Annotated in this window: 16 protein-coding genes; all 16 read right to left on the bottom strand. The window is 64.7% G+C overall.

The annotated features are described in order from the left end of the window. Positions 1 to 56: 56 nt before the first annotated feature. Entirely contained in the window at positions 57 to 2,492 is a 2,436-nt protein-coding gene (locus ACZ53K_RS13095) for a phage/plasmid primase, P4 family (protein ID WP_468834842.1), read from the bottom strand. Positions 2,493 to 2,629: 137 nt separating this feature from the next. Then, positions 2,630 to 3,064: a hypothetical protein gene (locus ACZ53K_RS13090; RefSeq protein WP_468834840.1), complete on the bottom strand. Its 435-nt coding sequence runs from the start codon at positions 3,062 to 3,064 to the stop codon at positions 2,630 to 2,632. Between the two features lie 426 nt (positions 3,065 to 3,490). Beyond that, positions 3,491 to 3,769, bottom strand: a complete 279-nt coding sequence (locus ACZ53K_RS13085; protein WP_468834837.1) for a hypothetical protein — start codon at positions 3,767 to 3,769, stop codon at positions 3,491 to 3,493. Next, complete coding sequence (locus tag ACZ53K_RS13080; protein WP_468834835.1) at positions 3,762 to 3,938, bottom strand: hypothetical protein; 177 nt, start codon at positions 3,936 to 3,938, stop codon at positions 3,762 to 3,764. The genes ACZ53K_RS13085 and ACZ53K_RS13080 overlap by 8 nt, the downstream gene beginning before the upstream one ends. Before the next feature lie 5 nt (positions 3,939 to 3,943). Further along, the gene (locus tag ACZ53K_RS13075; protein WP_468834832.1) at positions 3,944 to 4,660 is read right to left on the bottom strand and encodes a recombination directionality factor; all 717 of its coding nucleotides are present in this window, start codon (positions 4,658 to 4,660) and stop codon (positions 3,944 to 3,946) included. A gap of 137 nt (positions 4,661 to 4,797) precedes the next feature. Next, positions 4,798 to 5,637 (bottom strand): hypothetical protein, encoded by an 840-nt coding sequence (locus ACZ53K_RS13070; protein ID WP_468834830.1) that lies wholly within the window; start codon positions 5,635 to 5,637, stop codon positions 4,798 to 4,800. Positions 5,638 to 6,246: 609 nt separating this feature from the next. Then, on the bottom strand, positions 6,247 to 8,160 hold the full coding sequence (locus ACZ53K_RS13065; protein ID WP_468834827.1) for a hypothetical protein: 1,914 nt from the start codon (positions 8,158 to 8,160) through the stop codon (positions 6,247 to 6,249). Positions 8,161 to 8,334: 174 nt separating this feature from the next. Then, positions 8,335 to 8,898 (bottom strand): nucleoside/nucleotide kinase family protein, encoded by a 564-nt coding sequence (locus ACZ53K_RS13060; protein WP_468834824.1) that lies wholly within the window; start codon positions 8,896 to 8,898, stop codon positions 8,335 to 8,337. Positions 8,899 to 8,961: 63 nt separating this feature from the next. After that, the gene (locus ACZ53K_RS13055) at positions 8,962 to 9,156 is read right to left on the bottom strand and encodes a hypothetical protein (protein WP_468834822.1); all 195 of its coding nucleotides are present in this window, start codon (positions 9,154 to 9,156) and stop codon (positions 8,962 to 8,964) included. Positions 9,157 to 9,260: 104 nt separating this feature from the next. Then, positions 9,261 to 10,181 carry a peptidoglycan-binding protein gene (locus tag ACZ53K_RS13050; RefSeq protein ID WP_468834819.1) on the bottom strand — a complete coding sequence of 307 codons (921 nt, stop codon included), beginning with the start codon at positions 10,179 to 10,181 and terminating at the stop codon, positions 9,261 to 9,263. Between the two features lie 80 nt (positions 10,182 to 10,261). Beyond that, positions 10,262 to 12,028, bottom strand: coding sequence for a hypothetical protein (locus ACZ53K_RS13045; RefSeq protein ID WP_468834816.1), 1,767 nt, complete (start codon positions 12,026 to 12,028; stop codon positions 10,262 to 10,264). Positions 12,029 to 12,102: 74 nt separating this feature from the next. Continuing rightward, positions 12,103 to 12,348 carry a hypothetical protein gene (locus ACZ53K_RS13040; RefSeq protein ID WP_468834814.1) on the bottom strand — a complete coding sequence of 82 codons (246 nt, stop codon included), beginning with the start codon at positions 12,346 to 12,348 and terminating at the stop codon, positions 12,103 to 12,105. A 9-nt stretch (positions 12,349 to 12,357) separates the two neighbouring features. After that, positions 12,358 to 13,161: a hypothetical protein gene (locus ACZ53K_RS13035; protein WP_468834812.1), complete on the bottom strand. Its 804-nt coding sequence runs from the start codon at positions 13,159 to 13,161 to the stop codon at positions 12,358 to 12,360. Continuing rightward, positions 13,145 to 14,239 (bottom strand): hypothetical protein, encoded by a 1,095-nt coding sequence (locus tag ACZ53K_RS13030; protein WP_468834810.1) that lies wholly within the window; start codon positions 14,237 to 14,239, stop codon positions 13,145 to 13,147. The genes ACZ53K_RS13035 and ACZ53K_RS13030 overlap by 17 nt, the downstream gene beginning before the upstream one ends. Further along, positions 14,218 to 15,021: a phage tail family protein gene (locus ACZ53K_RS13025; protein WP_468834807.1), complete on the bottom strand. Its 804-nt coding sequence runs from the start codon at positions 15,019 to 15,021 to the stop codon at positions 14,218 to 14,220. Before ACZ53K_RS13025 ends, ACZ53K_RS13030 begins: the two co-directional genes overlap by 22 nt. A 50-nt stretch (positions 15,022 to 15,071) precedes the next feature. After that, on the bottom strand, positions 15,072 to 17,477 hold the full coding sequence (locus ACZ53K_RS13020; RefSeq protein ID WP_468834804.1) for a phage tail tape measure protein: 2,406 nt from the start codon (positions 17,475 to 17,477) through the stop codon (positions 15,072 to 15,074). Positions 17,478 to 17,750 lie beyond the last annotated feature (273 nt).

The following is a 17,750-nucleotide window of genomic DNA, read 5'->3' as shown; positions in this document are numbered from 1 at the left end:
GAAGTGACCCCACTGCATCACGTGACGCAGTGGGGTCAACTGGTGTTTGGTTGCGGTTACTTGGCGAAGATGTCCGGCGCGCCACCCTGTCCGGCTACAGGCTCACGCACGCCGACAAGGGCAATACCCTTCATGGTCTTTCTGCGCGTCACTCCGCGCTCTTCCATCGCGTCATAGAAGGCGCGTCGGGTCCATCGCTCCTTGAGCGGCAGGTTTTCCGCCTCGCACCAGTCCAGATACGCGTTGAACGCGTCGGTCCCGTGCATCTCCTGGGAGTCGTCGCACGCCTCAAGAACGCCGGGGAAGAACCCGGCCAGCGCATCGGACGTGGCCCGGTAGTCCTTGCTCGCCGCAACAATGGATGCCGGGTCCTTGAGCCCGTCGCGGTACCACTCGACAGCCCCCCGTACGGCCCATGCCACGATGCCTTCGGCTTCCTGCATGAGCTTGTTGTCCAGCCCGTAATCCCGCTCGTGAGGGGCGAACCAGCGCCGGAACGGGATCATCTTCACGCGGCGCCAAAGCCCCTCATCCTGGCCACGGAACCTCGGCTTGTGATTGGTCGCCAGCAGCAGGAGAAACGTGGGCTTGAAGGTGAAAAACTCCTGCCTCAAAAACCTTGCGGCCACTTCGTCCTTGCCCGTGACGCGCTTGAGCACGCCCTCAGACATGGGCTTGCCGGACTCGCCTTCGGACGCCATGACCAGACGCGAACCCCTCAGCGCTGCAAGGTCGTTGGGGATTCCGCCGGACGGCTTCTCTTCGAATGTGGCAAACGGCGTGGTGCGTGTGATGGGCCGGAAGACGGCTGTGAGGGTGTCTGTCGCCACGGACTTGCCGTTGGCCCCCTTGCCGTGCAGCACACAAAAGCACTGTTCGGCATTGCTGCCGGTGATGCCGTAGCCAATGAGGCGCTGGAAGTACGCGGGCAACTCCGGGTCGTGAGGGAATATCTCCGAAAGGAACTGTGTCCAACGGGCGCACTCGGCACGGGGGTTGTAGTTCACGTCCAGCCGATACGTGATCATGTCCCGCTTGTCGTGAGGCCGCAGCTTCCCGTACCGAAGGTCCACGGTCCCGTTCTTGAAGCTCAGCAAGTGCGGCCGGTTGTCGAACTCCGCCGCATCCACGTGCACAGTCGGCACGCTGCGAAGCTCCGTCATCAGCGCGTCAATGCGCGTGGTCATCGTGTACCCCCGCGCCTTCTGCGTCTCCCCGGCGAGCACCAGGGCGGCGCCCATACGGTGGATCTCCTGCCGTACGCGCACCTCGGACCGCTCCCATATCTGGCCGGTCCACACGTAGTAGCCCAGCCCGGGGGCGTAGCGAATGCTGCCGTCCGTCCACGCGACGAGGGCATGGGCATTCATGGCGTCTGACTCGCCGTAGCGGTTGATGAACCCGGCCAGGATGCGGGCCGCTTCGCTGCCTTCGTCGCGGGTGACCACGCCGGAGCCGGTCCGGTTGGTCAGCTCCGCCGACACAGCGTCCGCTTCAGCCTCTTCCGAACTGGCCACCGGCCGCGCCGACTTGATGGCGTGGTGCAGCGCAAAGGGGAACCCGCCCGGGTCGCGCCCGCGCCAGTCCGTGAGGTCATCCCCGGCATTGGGGATGGGCAGCGCGTACACCTCGATACCGAACGGGGCGAGCCCTTCGGCAAGCGCACGGTTGAAGCGCTGTCCCGCCGGGTCGTTGTCACCAGCGGCGATCACCTGAGTGCCCTTGACCCCCGCCGCGAGTTCGGCCAGCAGATCCGGGCTACTGGCAAGGGACGCCCCCCGGATGACTACAGCGTCATAGCCCACGGCAACGGCTGTGAGGCCGTCTCCGGGCCCCTCAGACACGATGGTGACCCCGTAGCCCCCCTGCCCCCTCAGAACACCGTACGGGGCCCATCGCTGCCCTTCTGGGTTGCGCAGCGAGACCCACCGTCCCGGGCACTGGCCGGTGAGGTCCCGGCCTTGCAAGCCCCGGGGGGTGCCGTCGAACCCCAGCAGAGGGACAGTCACGCGGGGAAAGCGCGTGAACGCCCGTGAGCGGTACGGGAACTCTTCTGTCGGGTAGTCCCCGCCGTCCACGCCGATCCGGAGATCAGCCGCGCCGTCTTCGTCCAGACCGAAGCGGTCCGAGAGGTACGTCCGTGCTGTACTCGCGTGCAGGCGCTCGTAGTCGAAGAGCCGTGCCGCCGTCTCGTCAACGTAGCGCGCGAGTGCGGCAGTCGGCCCAGCTCCTACCGGCGCCGGGCGTTCACGCGGCACAGTGGCGCCGGGGCCGGTGGAGTTGAACAGGTCCGCCCAGGTGAGCCCCGCCGCCTGGACCACGGCCTCAGTCGGGCAGCCTGCCCGGCACGTGAGCCGAACCTTGTTGTCGTCTCCGCGCCAGACGCGCAGAGACGGACGAGAGTCCGCGTGTGCCGGGCACGCTGCCAGGTATCCCCCGTCGGCTTCTTCGGTCACGTCTGCGAACCGGGCGAGTACGTCAATGAACTGCATGTGTGCGCTCCCTCTTGTCGCACACCCGGGGAGCGCAAGGGTTTCCCCCACCCGCGACCGTTACGGAGCGTAGAAACCGCGGGGGTCTAGATGTCCGTTTTCACCCCTGGTACCCCATGCCGGCATGGCCGCGGAATTCACTGTGTGTGACGACGGGCGCGCACGTCGGCCAGCAGCAGCCGGAACCCCTCAAGGTCGGTGCTCACGTACCAGCGGCCGGTGTTCAGCCCCCGAAGTGAGGCCGTGAACCCGTACCGTTCCGCAAACACTCGCGTCGGCACGCCCAGCGCAAGACGCACCCGCGTCCACGTACGGACGCTGAAATGCACCCGCCCGCGCCGGACGTTGGCCCGTGGCACCTTGACTACGGCAACGCCGTACGGGAACCCCGCGTGACGCGCCTCAACCTCCGCTTGCCGCAGGTACGTTGGCACGCTGGCCCGCTTGACGTTCTTGCACTCCAGCACGAACGGGACCGCGTGCACGTCGCCTACGTCGGCCGCCCCCTCTTGCGCTGGGCGCCGGACGTTGAGCGCGTCGAACGGGTCGAGTAGCTTGCCGTACTCGTCCACCTGTCCCAACTCCCTGTTGAGGTAGTCGCGTACGTCCGACTCCCACTGAGTGCCTTTGGCTTTATTGGGGTTAGCCACGTCGGCACCACCACACAACGAGCACCAGGAGCAAGACGACGGCCCCCAGCGCGGAGCCCATCACCGAGCACACCAGCGCGACCGCGAACGGCTCGCTTGGCATCACCGCGACCACCTCACGTCAGCCCCGCGCACCACCACGTCAGCGATCACAGATGCGTACCGGCCCCAGTCGTGCCGGTTCCACACGCCCGGCTCAAGCCAAACCGTGTCCCGCTCCCCTGCCTGCCTCAAGTCCCCGAGTGCGGGGGCTCGTTCGGCTGTCACTCGTCTTTCCATGCCTCCCCTTTTCGGTACGCAAAAGGGCCGGACAGTCCGTGTTGGATCTGTCCGGCCCTGTTGGTCTTGCTAGTCGCAGTTGGCTGCGTCGGCCATGATCAGCCGCGCGTGTTCTGCGCTGATCCACTCGGCGCGCATGGTGCGGCGCTTGGTGAACCCGCTCTCTGTGCCGGTCGGCTGCACCTTGAGCATGGGCCGGAGCCTGCCGCCCTCAAGTACGGCCGTGACCTTCTGCACGATGGCGTCGGACACGCGCACCCGATTTCCCTGCCGGGCCGCGTAGTTGATCAGGTCACCGGGGTACAGCTCTTCCCCCGCGTAGTCGGTGACCACGCCTCTCTTAGACAACCTCGTACCCCTCGTCATCATCGACGCCGAAACGGCGCCGTCTCTCGTGAATGACTGCCTTGCGCGCCTCCGGCGGGAACTCCCAAAGGGGCGCCGCAACGGTGTCGTCGGCCGCTTCCTTGAGTGCCTGCACCCAGTCGTACGGCGCGCTCTGATCGCGCTTTGCCACGGGCCTTACCGCTCATCCGCGATGGCGTCGCTGTACGCCTTGAGCACCTTCACAACGGGCTTGTAGTAGGAGACGTTCAGCCCCTTGTTGGCGCCCTTCTTGATGGTGAACTCAACAAGCTCTAGGGCCAAGTTGGCGAGCGCCGGGCCGCCGATGGCGGAAAGGGCGTTTTCGTACTCATGCAGCACGCTCGCCATGACCCAACTGGAAGTCTGGAACTTGAACCGCCCAAGCTCCGGGTCGTCGGCCAGCCGGAACGTGACCGTGATGGACGGAGACGGGCCCATGAAGTCCCGCGCCGCCGCCTTGCGCTCCGCGAATAGCTCCGGGCAGTTGCACGGCTTGCCCTTGCGCTCATCCGGCGACAGGAACACGGAGCCATCGCAGTGGTGAACCAGCTTGTTGCGGTTCCAGAGCTTCATGTCCGCGTAGATGGACTCCGGACCGTCCAGCACGACCGGCACGGAAGCCCGGTCAGTGAACACGTCAATGAAGTTCTCCGACGGGCTCTCATCGTTCTCAATCGGCGTGCCGCCGAACAGTTCGGCAACCGCCTTCGCAACCACCGGGTCACCCGTGGAGATGCGCCACTCCGACAGCGCTTCGGGCTGGCCGTCCTTCTGGCAACCGGAGTGGAAACGGCCAACGGTGTCGTCGGCGAACGTCGCCTTCGGCTTCGGCTTCGCGTTGGGGTCGGTGTCAAAGATGGTCAGCAGCGCCATACGCGCAACTCTCCTGAAAGTAGAGGGTATTGGAGAGGGGCGAGCGGGAGGGGTCAACGGACAGCGAGTCACGTGACTCACTGCCTTCCGTCTCCGGCCCGCCCCTTCTGAATGGCCTAGAGCGGGAGGGTTTCCCGCTACTTGGCGCGGCGCTGAGTGCCGGTCTCCAGCTCTGTGGCGCTCTTCGCGATGGCGCGGCCAATGACCGTCTTGGAGGTCTCGCGGTCCCATGTGAAAGTGCGCCGGAGCGCAAGGAAGAACGAGAAAACGTATGCGCTGATATCGACGGGCTTGAAAGCCCACTGATCAGGGGTGATGTGCAGCACCGCCGCGCCGTCGAAATCAGGCATGGGCTCGCTCGTACCGTCCGGCGAGATGATTCGGTCTGCGTTGGCGTAGGCGCTCATCTGTAGAGCCACATCCGGATAGGTGGCTTTTGATGTCTTCCAGTCGGCGATGAGGAGATGCGGCGCGCCGGACCGGTCCGGGGTCGGCTTGCCGTCTTCGTCCAGCCACACGCGCAGTACGGCGTCAAACGATCCGGCGTACTCGTACTCGTCCGACCACGCCACATCTTCCGCCCGGACAAGCTCCGGGTTCACGGCTGCCAGGAAGTCAGCGAAGTGCCTGCGGTACGGCTCTAGGTCGGGGTGGACAGCGCCGACGTGCTCACCCCGGATCATGCGCTCGAACAGATCGTGCGCGTCCGAGCCCACGTCGGCTCGGATCTTTGTGTACCGGCGGGCGGCGCCCTTGAGGTAATCGACCGCCCCCTGTCGGTCCCGCTCCGCCATCTGTGCCACGAACGGCAGGGAGTCAACGGCGAGTTCGGCCGTCATGCGGGCGTACCAGAACGGCAGGAAGGGTTTCGGGCCCATGCCGATGATGGAGGTAACGCCGGGCGCCTTGATCTCCGGCCGGTCCGGGTGGATGTAGAAGCGGCTGCCGCCGCGCTGGATGGTGCGTACGCGTCCCACGCGTACCCCCTTCGTCTAGGTGGGTTGTCACCTAGGGGGGAGCGCAACGGTTTCCCTGCCCCTGTGAGGCTCTGTACGGCCGTCTGCGGGCATGAGAGAGCCCCGCCGGACCACAGGGGTCAGACGGGGCTAGTAGGCGCTTAGGCGGGCACTCAGGGGCTGGGGTGCTCAAAGGGCTTGCCGTCCCTGCTGCGCAATTGGTTCACTCTCGCCGTCCGTCCGCGCGAAGTCGGGTAACCCAGCGAGAATGGCAGGTGCTGGTCACACGAGAAGATCTCTCGCTTACGTCCAGGCACCGGCACGACCTTGAGTCCGAAGAGGGTTCGCCGCACCACTTCCGTACTCACTCGCCAACGAACGGGCGGCAACTCCTTGCGGAGCGGTAGCCCCTTAGCCACATTGGCATGACGTGCCGCACTGCACGTCATACACGGCTCACTGAGCCACCTTCGCCACTCGTCCGAGTCGATTCCCTCGGGAATGGCGTTGCGTGCACGCTCTTCCATGTCCCCCCTCTCAGGCACCGACTCACGTGAGTCGGTGGTCCGAACGGAAAACCCCCGGCCCCTCTTGCGAGAGTCGGGGGCTTCCCAGTGACGCCGGTCGGCGTCAGCTCTTGGTCTCCGCCTTGAGCACCTTACGCAGATCCGAGATAAGGCCCGTCAATTCATCCAATGCCTCTTCCTGCTCTTCGGCGTCCTCAATGGCCTTGATCGCCTTGATCTGCTTCTTCCAAGAGTTGGTCACGCGCTTGATGTACGCGGCGCGGAGTTCCTTCGGGGTCTTCTCCTCGCCCTCCTCGCTCAGCGCTTCGGCCGCCTCTTCCTCGGAGAGTTCGCCAGCCTTGACCGCATCTTCAACCTTCTTGCGCTCAAGTGCCTTCTTCTCGCGGTTGGCCTTAGCGATTTCGGCGCGGGTCTGAGTCGGCAGAGCCTTGCCTGCGTCCTCGTAGTGCTTGAAGATTGCTGCGGACGGCTTGAGGTCCGGGTGCGCCTCAAGCGCCTTGGCGAAGCGCTTGCGCTCCTGAAGGGTTTCGGGGGTGTCTTGATCGAGTGCCCGAACGTAGCTGACCACCACGTCAGTCATGGCGTTGCGAACATCCTTCTTGATGTCCCCGATTGCCTCACGGACGATGTCGGCCGTTTCGTCCGTACCCTCTTCCGGCAGACCGGCAAGCACCGTGTCGTAAACCTTGGAGGCCGCCTTCTTGGCCTGATCGCTGCGGGCGGTCAGGTCGGGGTCGTCGTCTTTGTCAAGGATGTGCGTGCGGATATCGAAGATGGCTTCCGCCACCTCCTTGCCACGGGCGAACTTCTGGGCGGCAACTTCCTTGACCTTTTCGGCAGCCGCGTTGATGCGATCAGGCACGCCCTCAGCCTTCATGAAGTCCTGAGTCCCCTTGATCTCAACTTCCTTGCTGGGCTTCTTGGCTGCCTTCTTCCTGGCCTCCTGAGCGTCCTTGAGGACCTTTCCCCCCTCAGCGCGAAGGGTGGCCTTGAGGGCCGCCGCACCGGAGCCCGTAATGGCCAAGGTCTTGTCCTTGATCTCGTCCGCGAGTTCCTTGACGGCGTCGTCCTTGCCCTCAGCCAAGAGGGACGAAAGGCGTTCGATGTCAGCGCGGATTTCGTCGGCAGCCGCCTTCTGCTCGTCTTCCGTCATCACCTTCGGACCGTCACTGCTGGCCGTCTTCTTCGCGGCGGTCTTCTTCGCGGTCGCCTTCTTCGCCGGGGCTGCCATGGGCTTCTCTGCCTTCTCTTCGGTGGTGGTGTTGCTGGGAACGAGTTGCGCAGACTCAGCGAGCCGACGCACAGCCGACGCATCGGAAGCATCCGGTTCGTCGTCTTCAACGGGGGTGTAGACGGAGTGCGTAGCCGTACGCCCGAGACCAGGAATCTCTACTTCTTCCTCAGTGATGGTCACGGCGCCGATAGGCACGAGCTTTGAGCACTTGGCGCACAGATCAAGCTCGCCGTTCTGCTCGATTGCAGGGCCCCAGGAGCGAAGAGGGTTTTTGGATCGCATCGGGCAGTAGGCCACGTTCCGGCCGTCTTCGCCCATTCCCTTGATGGCGTGTATGGTCCCGCCACTGCCCGTGACGCTGCCGACACGAATATCCCCCCGCACGTCCTTGAGCTTGAGCGGCACACCGTCGGTCTTGCTTTCGGCCATGTCCGTGCCTTCTTCCTTCTCACTGGTCCGCCCAGGCGCCGCAACGGTGCCCGCTTCCATCTCTTCGGCTTCTTCCTGCGCAACCTGCGCCTCGGCGGCAATCTGGGCTTCCGCCGCCTTCTCGCAGGTGCGGCAGAGCTTCCGGCCCCCGGCTATGCGAGCGGCAGCAAGCGCGTCCGTGAGGGAGTCGAACGAAGCGCCGTCGGCGAGCCGGTACCGCGTGATGGAGCCACAGGCGTTCTGCGCGTAGTAGCCAACCACGCCGCCACGCTCTTCTCCGCCGCCATCCGTGCGGACACATACACCGTCGATGTGGTTCGTGGTCCGGTTGTACTTGACGGTGTAGCCGCTCACTGCCTGCCCCTCCCCTTGGCTCCGCTTCCTGCGGGGCCTTGCGGAACAAACAATGGCACACGCGCGCGCGTGTGCGCAAGGCACCGACTCACGTGAGTCGGTGGTCCGGACGCACAAAAGCCCCCTACCTGCACAGTTGCAGATAGGGGGCTCAAAAATTCGAGTGACACCACGTCAGGCCAGCGCGTCAGCAAGGCAGTTGAGTTCGCCGAGCGTGCCCACGTTGGCAATGGTCACGTCGGCCGGATAGCCGTCTAGTGCAGTCTCGCTCTCGTGTGCCGGTACCGCTTCGCCAGCGTCGGGCCGCAGCACTCTGGCCAGCCGGAACCCGCGCGCTTTGAGCGCTTCCGCTTCGTTCGGGTATCGGCAATCGGTGATGACCACGGGCAGGCGCCACGTGTCGGCCACGGCCACCTTGTCCAGAGCGAGACTGAGCCAGTGCCCGGCGTCTCCGTCGCGTACTGCCTGCCCTGTGCGCTGGAGGGTGCGCCGGACTTCGGGGAACGCGTCCTTTGCGCGCTCCCAGCCGTAGCGCTGCACCACGGCGCTCAGCCGGGTCGGCAGGGGGCCGTAGCCGGACGGTTCGTAGGCAACGATGGGGTCAATGCTCAGGCACATGTCTTTGAGCGGGTCGGCGAAGGCAACGCGCGTGTAGGCGTGTGCCTTGACCAGCCGGGCGGCAATGGTGTCCTTGCCGGAGCGGGCACGGCCAATGAGCGCGATATGCGGATGTCCCATGCGGGTACCTCCCGGAGGTAGGGGCTGTCCCTACCTCCGGGAGCGCAAGGGTTTCCCGGCTCCTTACAGGCGGTTCTGTAGGGCCGTGACGGTCTTGCCGTTCTCTACGCGCTGTACGGCCTCACCGGTACCGAGGACAGCCGCAGCGACGCCCAGGATGAGCGCGGACGGCAGCGACGGAACATAGTGCGCAACGAGCGCCAGAACGGCGACAGCTACGGCGTAGATGCGGGTGGCGTGCTCCTTGATGAAGGTCATTCTTACCTCTCCTTGGTTACGTACTGTGAAGAATTGAGCAGCTGCAAGCACCGGACTCCGAGGGTTAAATCGGACATGCCGGGCGCCGCGGGATCAACAGAGAGTTACGGCGTGGGGACCTTGAGGGCGTCCCACTGCCGGGGGCCCGGCCAGCCGTCGCAGTACTGCGCAGCGTCGCCGAGCTTGCGCTGCCACTTCCGGAAGCTGTTGCGGTCAGCGTCCGTCCACTGAGGGCCCGGACCGGACGTGTAGGCCGAGCAGCCCTCAGCCACAAGGCGCTTGCCCATGGCCGTCACCAGTGGGCTGGTGGGGTTTCGCTTGAACCAGTCGGCACCGGGGAACGGCGCGTACGTCGGCTCGCCGGTCTTGAGCTTCTGGCCCGGGAAAATGGTGTACGGCGCCGAGATGCCGTTGAGGCTGGCCAGCGTCTTCCACGCCACGCCCAGCTTGGTTCCGATGCTGGAAAGCGTCTCCCCGGCCCGCACGGTGTAGACGGCTCCCGACGCGCCCCCGCCCGAACTGCCGCCCCCCACGATAGCCTTCGCCCGTCGCAGGATCTCCGGAAGCTGCGCCACGACACGACTACCCGGGCACGACGTGTGGCCGCCCCACGCGCTACCTCCCATGCCGTGGTAGCCCAGCCCCCGGCCCGTGGTGCTGGTAGTGAGCTGGAGAGGCACCCCGTACGTCTTGTGAGCCCACGCCAGCACCTCAGCGCACCGGCTGATCTGAGCATCGGTCAGCGCGTCCCCGCCCCTTCCCTCGTTCTCGACAGACAGCCACGTCCGGTTGCCGCCCGCCTGAGCCCACGCCCGGTTACTGGTGTCAACCCACTGGTACAGCGTGCCGTCGCGGCCGGTGCCGAAGTGACTGGATGCCTGAGCCTTCGCATTCCTGAACCAACTATCGGTGCCGGAGAGGCTGCCATCCATGATGTGGATCACCACGCCGTGAACGGATTCCTGTCCGCCGCTGGTGTAGTTGCAGGGAATCGGACGCCATGAAGCGCCATTGAATCGCGCCATTGATGTGCTCCTGTTCACGAGAGAGCCCCGCCCGGAATCTCCGGACGGGGCACTGAGCACCGACTCACGTGAGTCGGTGCTCAGACGACGGCGAGCGCCATGACTGGAACGTCATGGTCAATGAGGGACGTCGCCGCGCCTTGATCGGCCGTGTTCGGCAAAGAAGCCTGAGAGTCGGTGTACCAGGCTCTAGCGAACGGCTTGCCAAGGTAGAAATTGGCCATGGCCCAGCCGTCGTTGGCGATATGGGCGTAGGCGAAATCCGCCGTTCCCCCTGCGGTCATCACCCACGCGCCCCAGTACCGGCCCGGCTGTAGCGTGACGGTGGAATTGAGCTTCACCGGAACCGCACCGAAATGGTTGCTTTTCATCTGCGGCGGGCTTCCGGGTATCTGCCCGGCCCCCGGGGGGTTCACCGACCCGGACGCCGCAACCAGCTTGCCGCCCTCGTTGTAGACGCCGACCGACACCCGAACGCCGGGAACACCGCCGTAGCCGCGCGCAAGCATGACCACGGCATTGACATCGGTGGGCTCAGTGATGAGAAAGCCGTCAAAGTACAGCCGCTCGGGCTTGAGGTACTTCGTTACGGATGCGTGATAGCCGATCAGCGCGGCGGGATCAGTGCTCCATGCCTGAAAGCCCAGGCTCTGAGGGGTCCACGTATTGCGCGACCCGCCCCCCATGGCTGGTAGCTGCGACTTGGGCACCATGCCGGAGCCGTCCAGCGCCGCAACGCCGTTGACTGTGCCCCGCGCCGACGTGGGCAGTGCAGACACGTCGGCAGCCGTCAGGCTCACGGACGGACCTGGCTTGTCGTTGACGCTCGTGACCACTCCGGACGGAATGGAGAGCTGCGACGCCGGTACGAGTCCGGCCATGTCCAGCGTGGCGACTCCGCCCGCAACGCCCTTGTCAGTCACCGGGATTGCCCCCACGTTGGCGGCGCTCAGCACGACATCGGGCCCAAAGTCTCCATTGACACTGTTCAGGCTGCCGTTGCCGGGGTCGCCCTTGTCGCCCTTCGGCCCTTGTGGGCCGGTCGGTCCGGCGGGGCCGGTCTCACCTTGCGGGCCGGTCGGTCCGGGAACGGTACTGTCCGCGCCCTTCGGACCCTGTAGGCCGGTGGCGCCGGTCTCACCAGTCGCGCCGGTCTCTCCCTTGGGGCCGGTGAGGTTGGCCACCGGACTCCCCCAGCCGGACGGACCGCACTGCCACACATCACCCGTGTGCGCTCTCAGGTACATGTCTCCGGGCTTGCCGCCGCCGGTGGGCGGGGTGGTCACGTCCACGTACCATGCGGCACCCCTAATGCCGTCGCCGAGCTGAGCCCACTTGCCGCCCACCCGCGTCCACATCGTGACCGTGGTGGACGTGACGCCAAGGAGTGTCCGAGTCTCGTACTGCGTGAAGTAGTCACCGTCACGCCCCAGTTCGGACGTGGGCGCTAGCGAACCGGTGAAGATCTGCGACCCGGCCACCGGCACATAGTTGGGCGTAGTCGGATCGGCGGGCGCCACGTCGGCAAGGTCAACGTCTGGCGTCGCCTTTGGCAGCAGCACACTGAACGTGCGCCCCCCGATGACTCCAGAAAGGTTCTCTTTGACGACATAGGACCAGCCGTCCGGCTGCATGTTCGGTGCGTCGGTGGCCGGTAGGCGGACCTGAAAGTGCCCGTTCTCGTCCAGCATGGCGACCACAGGCCCGGCAACGAACAGGTCGGCGTCCGGAAAGGTCAACAGACTCGGAGCGGAGAAAGTAACGGTTCCGGCGAGCGGATGACCGTCCGGCCCCATGTAGGTGCCGTGCACGGTGACGGTAGGAATGTTGGCGGGTAGTGCTGCCACCCGAACCCCCTAGGCATGAAATAGGCCACCGACTCACGTGAGTCGGTGGTCTGGCAGGTGAACAAGGGCGGAGATTACCGGCTCAGCAGCTCCGCTATTTGGACTTGCAGCGCGGCATTCTCGCGCCTGAGAGCGCGCACCTCCGCGTGGAGTGCGGCTAGTTCCTCCGACTGTCGTTCGACCTTGCTGCGGTAGGCTTCCGCTTCCTCTTTCCAGGACGCTTCCATGCCGGTGCGGAGCCTTCGTAGTGTGACCGCCAGGAAGACGAGTATGGGCACGGCGACTTCCGCCGCCGCATACAGGCGGGTCAGATCCACCACTGCGCCCCCTTAGATGTCTATGTACGGTTCACTGAGGTCCGGGCCACGGACCAGCTCAATCCCTGTCCCACGGCCCCACATCCAGGCGTTTACCGAGGCTTCCGGAATGCGACTCTGAGGCAGTCCTACGCAATAGTGCATCGGGGAAATGGCGTAGTTACCGCTGTCGGGATTGGGCACCGTGACGAAGTTCGGCCCCCATGCGGTCTTCTCCTTGTAGGTGGGAACCCACCACCATTTGCCGTCGTCATCCTTCTGGTAGCCCCAGGAGAGGACGCCATCATTTGAGGTGCCTTCGGGGGCGGCAATGGCGAACACGGATTGCCCCTTGATGGACTCCGGCCCTTTCCGATACCGGTGCTGTAGTTCGATGGTGTAGACGGTAGTGTCGTCCGCGTAGTCCCAGCCGAAAGGGATACCGTGAATCCAGCGGGCCACGATGACCCCTCTTGTGCCGTACTTGCCGTTGAAGGCGGTAGTACCCGACGCGCTCACGATCTCCCGTACGGCATTTCCGGTGTGCCGGAAGGCCGCTAGACGGATCTCCGCCAGCCGCTTACCGGCAATCATCCTGTCCACGATGAAACTGCATTCAACGCGATCGAACGAAAGACCTGTAACATTCGCGATACTCACTGACGACCACGGATTGTCAGTGAGTATCGCCCGGTCCTGAGCCGCCCATTCGACAGCCGGGTACCGGTCGAACTTGTTGACCGGCGTCGGAGCGTTCTCAATCGCCGACATGCGGCGTTTGAGTTCCGCCATTTCGTTTACGAGGGACGGCGGAACGGCGTTAGCTTGGGTTGGCATTTGACCACAACTCCTTGCTGGCAAGGGCGAGTTTGATGCTTTCACCGCCGGTCGTGTCCACCGTGGTGGCGCATTCGGTCACCACGAATTCGTCATAGAGAGCGATGTACCCGGCGTCCACGTCGATGGCGGTCACGTCGCCCGGCACGAAATCGAGCGGCCCGAACTGGCCCGGGTACAGGGTCAGTTCCGGAATGGCTACCGGCACGGCCCCGGCGTTGATGATGGCTCGTGACTTGTCCCGGAGCGTAAGGGTTTCCTTCACGTCCGTGTACGAGCCGACGCGCACCCGTTCCGGCATCCGCGCGGCCAACGACGGGTTCTCGAAAATGCCGACAAGCTTTTCCCCGTTGCCCTTGTCTGCGCCGGTCGCGTAGGCAGTCGTGCAGAGCGCCGTACTGTCGTAGCTCACGCCTGTGACGTTGCAGTCCACGCGGTGCGTCAGCGTGTGGGTGGCCGCGACCCCGGCTCGGCTGGTCATGACGAAGCGGTGCCCCAGCCGCTTGCCTTTGTCCACCCAGTACGGCACGTACCGAAAGTTGAACCCGCCGATATTGTCAGCCAACTCGTCTATCGCTTCGGCGACGTTCTTGAGTTCGTATCGGGTCCACACGGCCGTTCGCTTGTGGCCGGTCGGCTTGATGAGGCTCACATCCGTGCCGATGCCGTTTGCGCTGTTGCAGTAGGCGAACCATGCCTTGATGATCTCGGACTGTTCCGCGCTCCTCACTGTCCAGCCCTTGACGAAATGCCGCCCCTGATAGTGGGAGTGAAAGCCCGATGCGCTCAGCGACAGGGTTCCTGCGGCGATGTCGGCAGCGAGAGCCCACAGGATTCCCGCCCACACCGGCTCCTCGTCCCGCAGGATCGCGAGACCGCTGATACCGGGCACGAGCGATTCGGGGTCCGCCTCCGGCGCAAACAGCGGCATACCGATCGTGGCGGCCCCAGCGGCGTTCAGCGTATGCGTGAACTGAATACCGGTCACCGGCAGCGTGGTTACGACGTTGCCGGTCTTCATGTCCGTCTGAACGACGGTGTACTGAGCGTTGGCCACTAAGCCCACCTGTTCCGCCATGTGATCGTGGCTGTAGTCGGCTTGTCGATTGCCGCGCTGGTCAGCGTCAGCCGGTGGTCTCCGAATGCGAATTCGGGCCACGTGGAACCGGCTGTGATCTTGTCGTTAAGGTTCGGCCCACCCGGCGCCGCCGTCAGCGTCCGCCGCTCCGCGTCGATAGTCAGGTCTCCACCGAGCCCAGCCATGCCGAAGTAGCGCCCGGTCACCTCATCGCGAAGGACGCAATCCTTGGCGCCAGTCAGCTTAATTACCGGCAGCGCGGGCACCGAACCGACTTGCTTGAACCACAGTCGAGGTTCCGTGCCCTCCCATGGGCTGGATAGCGGCTTAGTCTCCAGCGCATCCCCGTACAGGTGGGGGTCGGTGGCGAACAGCTCCACCACGACCGTGCACACCCGGTAGGCGAAGTTGAGGTCGAGAGGCGCCGTACGCTTTCGGGGACGACAGTTGACGAAGGCCGTCCTGTCGCCCGCTACGCCCGGGAACCGGAACCGTAGGGGCTTTCCCTTGTCGGTCACCCCGAAGGCCGCGTACACGCCGTTCAGGGCCGTCGTGAACTCTTCCCGCGTCCTCCCGTAGACCTCCAGCGTCAGCGTCACAGCACGGCCACCCATGTAGTCATCCCCGGGGTAGAGCCCATGACGCTGAACAAGGGTGAGGTCCGCCGACCGCACGTCGGGTAGCGACAGTAGGCCGTCTACCGAAACGAGGGAGACGGCGGAGCCCGGAGCCCCGATCAAGAGTCCGTTGTACTCACACGTCCAGTCATCCAACTCCGCCATAATTGCCCCCTGTTGAGTTCGGACCACCGACTCACGTGAGTCGGTGGTCCCTATCGGGACGCCACCCGAAGAGCCCAAGCAACCTCGCGCCCGATGGCGAACGGATCGGCAGCGCTGGTCACGTTGACCGTGACTCCCCCGCTTGCCGGAGCGGCATGGTTCGGCACCACGTGCGACCCGTTCGGCAGGTTCACCCACTCCGGCCCGCGCTCGCCGACCCGAGTAAGGCCGGACGCCGGGCCACCCATGGCTCGAATCTTGGGAATCGGATTGGCGGGCAGATCAACCCCGATCGGGCCAATGCCGATCCTGTCCGGAATCGCCCAGTTGAGAAGGTCGATCAAGGAGTTGATTGCCGATTTGATGCCGCGCGCCACGGCGCGCCCGATGTCCTGACCGAATGAGGAGAGCCGGGACAGGCCCTCACCGAGTTTGCTGATGAGGGTTGCGCCGATATCGCGGGCCGCCCCTCCGATCCGGCCGACGAACCCCATGATCTCGCCCGGCAGATTCCGGAAGAACCCGACCACCGCATCGAGACCTTCGCGCGCCTTGTCTTTGACCCACGTGAATGCCTCAGCCGTCTTCTGCTTGATGGTGTCCCAATGCTTGATCAAGAGTCCCGGCCCGGTGAAATTGAGGAACAGGTTTTTGATCCACTCAAAGACACCGGAGATCTTGTCCCACACCCATTGAAAAGCCTCAGCCGTCCATTGCTTGATGGTGTCCCATTTGGTCCAGATCAGCACCGCGAGCCCGACAATGGCCGCGATGATCAGCGGTATCGGCCCCATGGCGATCAGCCACGCGGCAGCCATGCGGGCCGCCTGAATCATGGACTGAGCCCCCATGAGAACCCACTGACCAACCATGATCGCGCCGTTGACCACGGCGGATGCCGCTCCGGCTATCCACTGGCCCGCGATGACGGCACCGGAGATGACCGCCTGGCCGCCCGCCTTGAGCCACCCGCCGACGACGGCCCACGATGCGGCCACCTGCGTTGCCGCTGAGCCCGTGGACGATGCCGCAGACGTAACCCACGCCGCAACGGCGCGGGCGCCGGACACAGCGGACTGGACACCCCACTGAATCAAGGCGGGCAAGAGTACGACCGTGACCACGGACGCGATGGCCAGGAATACTCCCTTGTGCTCGCCGACAAACTGAAAGGCTGACCCAACGGCGGATGCGAAGTTCCGGACGGCCGGAACCACCGTGTCTACGAACACGGTCTTGGCGGCGCTCCCGATGGGCGCGAACCTCGTTGCCAGCGCCTCCAGGCGTGGCAGCACCTTGCCGCCGATCACGTCTACCGCGCCGGTCTGAAGGGTTCGCCAAAAGGCTGTGAGCCGCGTAGAGGCGTTGTCGTGAAGGGTGTCCCCCGCCTTCTGTGCGGCGCCTGCAAAGGAGCCGAGAGAGGCGGCAGCCGTCTTCGGGTCCATGGCGTTCAAGGCCCCACCCAGGTCCTCAGCCTTCGTACCGAACAGGCCCAGTGCGATGGTGTTGAGCTTCACCGGATCTTTGATTTTGTGCATTGCGGTGAAGATCTTCTCTGTCGCCGCAGCGGCCTTCGGCCCGCCCCCGGCGAGAGCCTTCACCATGGCCTCGCCATTCAGCCCCAGAGCCTTGTACGCATCACCACTCTTCGTCAGGTCTAGAGACTGGAGCGTGAATTCCTTCACCGCGTCTGCGGCAACGTCGGCATCGCGCGCACCCGCCTTGAGCGCCTGATTCATCAGGCCAATAGCCGTCGGCCCGTCCATTCCGATCTTGCGGAATTGGGTGCTGTACTCATTCATCGTGTCCAAGAAATCTTCGGACTTGTTGACACCCACCTGAGTACCGCGAACGAGGAGATCCATGGCTTCGCTGTAGTTCTTGACGAGCCCGTTTTTGACCATCTGACCGGCGGCATTCGCGGTCGGGCCCAGGTCCTCACCCATGATCTGGGCCACGTCCATGAGCTTGGACCCGATCTTGGATATCTCGTCAGCCGTCGAACCGGCCGGGATGAGCCCCTGTTGCCAAAGGGACTTCAGCCCCTCGTTGACTTCCTCCATGGACTCGCCCAGCCCGGAAGAGAAAATCTTTCCGGCCGCCTGTCCCAGCGTCTTCGCCTGAGACGGCGTGGCGCCCACCTGAGCCGCGAGAAGGTCATTGGACTTCTCACGGTCCATGGCTTCCTTGATACCGGCGCCCAGCGCAGCACCTACAGCGGCACCGACAGCAAGAGCAGCAACGCCAATCTTCTTGGCAATGCCCTTAAGCCCTTCGCCCGCCTCATCCGCGCTATGGGCAATCTCGTCTCCCATACGCCCGGCTTCCTCGGAAGCCCCCTGCATTGCCCCCTCTACACGGTGCGCGAAATTCGTGACTTCCTGCGTTCCCTGAGAAAGGGAACGGCTCAGGTCGTCCAGGTCACCGAGCAGAGTGATAGTGATGGGCCGTGCCATGGAACCCCCCGAATGTGACTCTGCGTATATCCCGCGGGCCATGCCGGCTGGGGGTTTGATATACGCAGAGTGAGAATTACGTCATGACGGGCGTACGGCGCTCCCCCGGCGCCGACCCCCCTGAACCCCCGCGCGATAGGCGGCGCTCCGCCTTCTTCTGCGCCTCGATATCAGCTGCCATCTGGTCGGCCAGCGTGTTGAAATCCCTCAGCGAGAGAGCGCGCACGTCCGACCACGTAAGGCCCCGGAAATGGCCGACCAGTCGCGCGCAGA

The sequence above is a fragment of the Streptomyces sp. NPDC033221 genome, from assembly GCF_055577005.1.
This window is presented reverse-complemented; position numbering and strand designations above follow the sequence as displayed.

What these genes read in the sequence shown, in the direction of transcription:
- ACZ53K_RS13095 (WP_468834842.1), bottom strand. Translation starts at nt 2,492, where the DNA reads ATGCAGTTCATTGACGTACTCGCCCGGTTCGCAGACGTGACCGAAGAA.
- ACZ53K_RS13075 (WP_468834832.1), bottom strand. Translation starts at nt 4,660, where the DNA reads ATGGCGCTGCTGACCATCTTTGACACCGACCCCAACGCGAAGCCGAAG.
- ACZ53K_RS13060 (WP_468834824.1), bottom strand. Translation starts at nt 8,898, where the DNA reads ATGGGACATCCGCATATCGCGCTCATTGGCCGTGCCCGCTCCGGCAAG.
- ACZ53K_RS13055 (WP_468834822.1), bottom strand. Translation starts at nt 9,156, where the DNA reads ATGACCTTCATCAAGGAGCACGCCACCCGCATCTACGCCGTAGCTGTC.
- ACZ53K_RS13050 (WP_468834819.1), bottom strand. Translation starts at nt 10,181, where the DNA reads ATGGCGCGATTCAATGGCGCTTCATGGCGTCCGATTCCCTGCAACTAC.
- ACZ53K_RS13035 (WP_468834812.1), bottom strand. Translation starts at nt 13,161, where the DNA reads ATGCCAACCCAAGCTAACGCCGTTCCGCCGTCCCTCGTAAACGAAATG.
- ACZ53K_RS13030 (WP_468834810.1), bottom strand. Translation starts at nt 14,239, where the DNA reads ATGGCGGAACAGGTGGGCTTAGTGGCCAACGCTCAGTACACCGTCGTT.
- ACZ53K_RS13025 (WP_468834807.1), bottom strand. Translation starts at nt 15,021, where the DNA reads ATGGCGGAGTTGGATGACTGGACGTGTGAGTACAACGGACTCTTGATC.
- ACZ53K_RS13020 (WP_468834804.1), bottom strand. Translation starts at nt 17,477, where the DNA reads ATGGCACGGCCCATCACTATCACTCTGCTCGGTGACCTGGACGACCTG.